The 4935-nt window shown below is 51.5% G+C and carries 5 protein-coding genes and 1 pseudogene; 1 reads left to right on the top strand and 5 read right to left on the bottom strand.

Annotated elements, in window-relative coordinates:
• The 3 genes from AB5Y72_RS03285 to AB5Y72_RS03275 form a co-directional block, all read right to left on the bottom strand.
• A partial coding sequence (locus AB5Y72_RS03285; RefSeq protein WP_176235144.1) for a transposase occupies positions 1 to 278 on the bottom strand: 278 nt, incomplete at its 3' end.
• A gap of 231 nt (positions 279 to 509) precedes the next feature.
• The gene (locus tag AB5Y72_RS03280) at positions 510 to 1031 is read right to left on the bottom strand and encodes a NifB/NifX family molybdenum-iron cluster-binding protein (protein WP_082029939.1); all 522 of its coding nucleotides are present in this window, start codon (positions 1029 to 1031) and stop codon (positions 510 to 512) included.
• Complete coding sequence (locus tag AB5Y72_RS03275; RefSeq protein ID WP_042648361.1) at positions 1006 to 1326, bottom strand: DUF134 domain-containing protein; 321 nt, start codon at positions 1324 to 1326, stop codon at positions 1006 to 1008. Before AB5Y72_RS03275 ends, AB5Y72_RS03280 begins: the two co-directional genes overlap by 26 nt.
• 421 nt (positions 1327 to 1747) lie before the next feature.
• Between AB5Y72_RS03275 and AB5Y72_RS03270 the strand changes: the two are divergent.
• Positions 1748 to 2092: pseudogene (locus AB5Y72_RS03270) on the top strand (IS630 family transposase); the annotation flags it as partial.
• A gap of 62 nt (positions 2093 to 2154) precedes the next feature.
• Here AB5Y72_RS03270 and AB5Y72_RS03265 read toward each other — a convergent pair.
• Positions 2155 to 3000, bottom strand: coding sequence for a universal stress protein (locus AB5Y72_RS03265; RefSeq protein WP_234579209.1), 846 nt, complete (start codon positions 2998 to 3000; stop codon positions 2155 to 2157).
• A 19-nt stretch (positions 3001 to 3019) separates the two neighbouring features.
• The gene (locus tag AB5Y72_RS03260) at positions 3020 to 4510 is read right to left on the bottom strand and encodes a SulP family inorganic anion transporter (protein ID WP_194759657.1); all 1491 of its coding nucleotides are present in this window, start codon (positions 4508 to 4510) and stop codon (positions 3020 to 3022) included.
• Positions 4511 to 4935 lie beyond the last annotated feature (425 nt).

Here is a 4935-nt window from a genome sequence, read left to right as displayed (position 1 = left end):
AACCGGGCAAACAGACGCATGGAGGCGATTTCGTACAGAGCATCTTCCATCGCGCCATCGCTCAGGTTGTACCAATGCTGCATGCAGTGAATGCGTAACATGGTTTCCAGCGGATAAGGTCGCCGGCCATTACCAGCCTTGGGGTAAAACGGCTCGATGACTTCCACCATGTTTTGCCATGGCAGAATCTGCTCCATGCGGGACAAGAAAATCTCTTTTCTGGTCTGACGGCGCTTACTGCTGAATTCACTGTCGGCGAAGGTAAGTTGATGACTCATGATGAACCCTGTTCCATGGCTCCAGATGACAAACATGATCTCATATCAGGGACTTGTTCGCACCTTCCTTAATATTCGACATCAAATTTTTATTCGGGCAATAAAAGTCCTGACTGTATATCGAGTAGATATACAGTCAAGTTCACTATTTTTGTCAGAATCGCCTGATGACAATAAAGCCAGTTTTATTACCGTTATTGTTGTTCGTTACCGAAACTCAACGATATCCACTTAGGAGTGACAGCAACGCCCATGGCCTCGACCTTGCACTTGTCCCTGACGGCAGTTTGCTTTTTTGGGGTGATGTTGTTCACTCGACTGGCAACAATGTCCCGCTGATTCGCTCCCCTCGTGTCCTTCGTGCCCGCAACCGCAACCTCCTGACTTCTTCTTCGTCTCGTGATTCAAGGATTGACGACCTTGGCTGGCCTGATTGAGTTGCACCAACCCGCTGGCGACTGGATTACCCAGGTCGCTGGCTAAACGACGCCCGCAGTTAGTCTGGTAGACGGCAAACTGTCGAGCTAACAACTTACCTAACATCTGTTCGCCAATATTGCGCACCACGACTCGGTTAACCTGTTGTTCCGCCAACAGATCGACCATTTCCTGTTTTCCTGCACAATTGGCTGCCAGTGCAGGGTTATCAATGCGATTTATTTCAACGCCTCGTTCATCCAGAAACACCAGGCAATCAGCTTTGGTGAAATGGCTTGCGACCCGATCATCATTCATTGGAATGGCAGTGATCATGTTTTGTATCTCCTTCGTCCTCAAGGTGCATCATGAGCGCCTTGCCCTGAGTCAAACAGTCCACAACCTTGAAACGAGCTGCTTTCAGGACATTGGCGAGTGTCTGCCGGGAAACCCCCATTTCTACTGCCGCTTCTTGCTGCTGCATGCCGAGTAAATCAACCAATCGCAAGGCTTCAAATTCATCATCTTTCAAGCGCACTTGTTCCAATTGACTCATGGGGCGAGCATTCGGCTTGAAGCAACTATCTGCTGGGCGGCCGCAGATGTTGCGTGGGATCTTGGGTCTAGCCATAGGGGCTCCTTATTGGCATATGCTATATATACACCTCGTATATGGCATATGCAATAATTGATTACGGAAATGCAGGGATCTGCCTAATCTGTTAAAAGCACGGTTGTTTCACCACTTGTTACAAGTTAACCATAAACTTCATATGGTTAACTTGATTCATCAAAAGGCATTCACGATCTGCCGATAAAGTCAGGCCTATCATAATGAAGTTTCATGTACAGGGTCTTTAGCTGCAACCAATTGAAATAGATATAAAAAAGGCTTCGTTTGTGATCTGATTTTATCGCCAAACAAAATCAACACGCGCGAAGCCTATGACCATTATCAATGCTAATCACTATCTGGAGCAACTCCTGGCTCCCGCCGCACTCGAGCGCATTGCTCGACTCTGCACTGCTGCTGGCCATGGGGGCGACCAGGTCAACATTACCAGGCAGGCGTTCTCCATGCAGGCAACGGAAGAGTGCTTTAGGTCAGTGGGATAAAGAAAAACTCATCCCTGTTTATCGCTATGCTGGAAAAGCTGCGTCGCCACTACCGACGAGCCAAAACCATCACGCTTATCCTCGATAACTACATCATTCACAAAAGCCAACAGACCGATCGATGGTTGAAGCAGAACCCCAAGTTTTGCTTGGTATTCCAGCCAGTTTACAGTCCTTGGGTTAATCACATCGAACGGCTGTGGCACAAGTTGCATGAAACTATCACGCGCAATCATCAATGTAGAGGAATGGCCAGCCTGCTGGCTCGGGTGATTGGGTGACGTCCCATAACACCAACACTCATAGTGGGGAGGATAGTTCCATCCCCCCCACAGCAGAATTATCACCTGAGCAACATTAAAGAAGCATTAGTCTTTTTCAAAATACCTGTTGTCGTACTTCCCACAATGAACTGCCTGATCCGAGAGTGACCGTAAGCCCCCATCACGATAAGCTCACAGCCCGCATCGGTGGCATGCTGACAAATCACTGGCACCACCTCTCCTTGCAGCAGCATTGCTTCAACCCTGATACCCGCACTCTTCAACAACTGTTTGGCTTGTGCCAGCTGGCGCTCGTGCTCATCACTCGGTTCGCCGACCATCACCAAGTCACACTCCAGCCCCTTGAGCAGAGGACTGCTTGCGATCAATTCCAGCACCTTCTTGGTGGTCGGGCTGGCGTCATAGGCAAACAGGAAGCGGCTTGGGGCCTGAAAGCCCGGCTGCACTACCATGATGGGATTAGCCAAGGTACGGATGACGTTCTCGATATTGCTGCCAATCAGTTCGTGGGCATGGGCGGTGCCCTGCTTGCCCATGATCAACATCCGCATACCGGATGAGAGTTCCAGGGTCGTCTCGACCAACTGGCCGTGGCGTTGCAGGGCCTCGACCCCTGACACCCCCAAACCAGCCAGATATTCCTTGCCACTGTCCAGCAGAATGCGCCCCTGTTCATGGGCGAGACGGCTGCGTTGGTGATCCAGCTCGGCGAGCTCCTTGAGCAAATGCTCGCGGCTGCCCAGGCCGATGTTGCCGGAGAGATCGGCTTGTCCTTCAAACTCATTTTTTTCCAATACGTGCAGTAGAGTGACAGGTAACCCAGTGTTGGCTGCGGCCCATGCCGCAGCATCACACACAGCTGTCATGGCAGGTGAACCATCGATACAGGCAAAAATGTTTGTCATGGTAAATTCCTTCTTGTGATCAGTGTCCAGCCAGCAGCTTTTCAACTTCTTCCGGTTTATCGTGAACGCCAAAGCGGTCAACGATAGTGGTACTCGCCTCGTTCAAGCCAATCAGCTCAACGTCTGTGCCCTCACGGCGGAACTTGATGACCACCTTGTCCAGTGCGGTGACAGCGGTGATATCCCAGAAGTGGGCGTGGGTGAGGTCGATCACCACTTTTTCTACCACTTCCTTGAAATCAAATCCGGCAAAAAACTGTTCGGCACTGGCGAAAAACACCTGGCCCCGAACCTGATAGGTGCGTACCTCGCCATGACGCTCACTGTCACTCTTGACCAGCATGAAGCGAGCAACCTTGTTGGCAAAGAACAAGGAGGCGAGCAGTACCCCGACAAATACCCCGAGCGCTAGGTTATGGGTAGCGACGACCACTGCCACTGTTGCGATCATCACGATATTAGTGGAGAGCGGGTGCTTCTTGAGATTACGAACCGACTCCCAGGAAAACGTCCCGATAGAGACCATGATCATCACGGCTACCAGGGCTGCCATGGGGATCTGGCGGATCCACTCATCCATGAAGACCACCATCAGGATGAGCAGGGTGCCAGCGACAAAGGTGGAGAGGCGGCCACGGCCACCGGATTTGATGTTGATGATGGACTGACCAATCATGGCGCAGCCCGCCATGCCACCCATCAGGCCCGCGCCGATATTGGCAATTCCTTGGCCCTTGCACTCGCGATTGCGGTCGCTGCTGGTATCCGTCAGGTCATCGACAATGGCTGCCGTCATCATGGATTCGAGCAGACCGACCACGGCCAGACCTGCGGAATATGGGAAGATGATCGCCAACGTCTCCAGATTGAGCGGCACTTCGGGCCACAGGAAGATGGGCAGAGTATCGGGCAGCTCGCCCATATCGCCTACAGTACGGATATCGATGCCCATGGTGATGGCGACTGCCGTCAGGATGACGATGCAGAGCAGCGGAGAAGGCACTAGCTTGCCAACCACCGGAATAAGCGGGAACAGATAGATGATGCCAAGACCAGCTGCTGTCATGGCATAGACCTGCCAGGTGACGTTGGTGAGCTCAGGCAACTGGGCCATAAAGATGAGGATCGCCAGCGCATTGACGAAGCCGGTGACCACGGAACGGGAGACAAACCGCATCAGGCTGCCGAGCTTCAAGTAACCAGCCGCGATCTGGAGTACCCCAGTGAGCAGAGTTGCTGCCAGCAGATATTGCAGGCCATGCTCTTTGACCAGGGTCACCATCAGGAGTGCCATTGCGCCGGTGGCTGCCGAGATCATGCCTGGACGACCGCCAACAAAGGCTATGACCACGGCGATACAGAAGGAGGCATAGAGGCCGACTTTGGGGTCTACTCCAGCAATAATGGAGAAGGCGATGGCTTCTGGGATCAGCGCCAGGGCGACCACGATTCCGGCTAACAGGTCACCACGGATGTTGGAGAACCATTCTTGTCTTGCACGTTCTAGCATGGGGAGATTTTCTCGCTTGTTTAGGATCCATAGCACAACGCACCCATCGGCTTGGGGGTCAGATGGAGTTCGGGCAGGATCAGATTGTTGTATTGGGATCTAATGGGTGTAAGAAGCGCTCCGGTTGTGACAACCAGAGTCAGGCGGCAGGAGCCGCAGAGGGAGGGGTTAGGGCGGCGTTACAGTCACACCAGTATGCGATTTGTTCATGGGCTGCGGATGATAGCAGAGAAGCGCTTGCACAGGTAGGGTTATCATGCTTTGCAAAAACGCCTTTTTAATTTTCCGCCCTACAGGGCGAATATAGCCACATTTTTATTATGCTTTAACTTCTATTTTCTATTTTCTATTTTCTATTTTCTATTTTCTATTTTCTATTTTCTATTTTCTATTTTCTATTTTCTATTTTCTATTTTCTATTTTCT

The organism is Aeromonas sp. R7-4, assembly GCF_040908055.1.
GTDB lineage: Bacteria > Pseudomonadota > Gammaproteobacteria > Enterobacterales > Aeromonadaceae > Aeromonas > Aeromonas sanarellii.
This window is presented reverse-complemented; position numbering and strand designations above follow the sequence as displayed.

Excerpts from the sequence above, each read along its gene's own strand:
- AB5Y72_RS03260 (WP_194759657.1), bottom strand. The coding sequence starts at position 4,510 with ATGCTAGAACGTGCAAGACAAGAATGGTTCTCCAACATCCGTGGTGAC.
- AB5Y72_RS03265 (WP_234579209.1), bottom strand. The coding sequence starts at position 3,000 with ATGACAAACATTTTTGCCTGTATCGATGGTTCACCTGCCATGACAGCT.
- AB5Y72_RS03280 (WP_082029939.1), bottom strand. The coding sequence starts at position 1,031 with ATGATCACTGCCATTCCAATGAATGATGATCGGGTCGCAAGCCATTTC.
- AB5Y72_RS03275 (WP_042648361.1), bottom strand. The coding sequence starts at position 1,326 with ATGGCTAGACCCAAGATCCCACGCAACATCTGCGGCCGCCCAGCAGAT.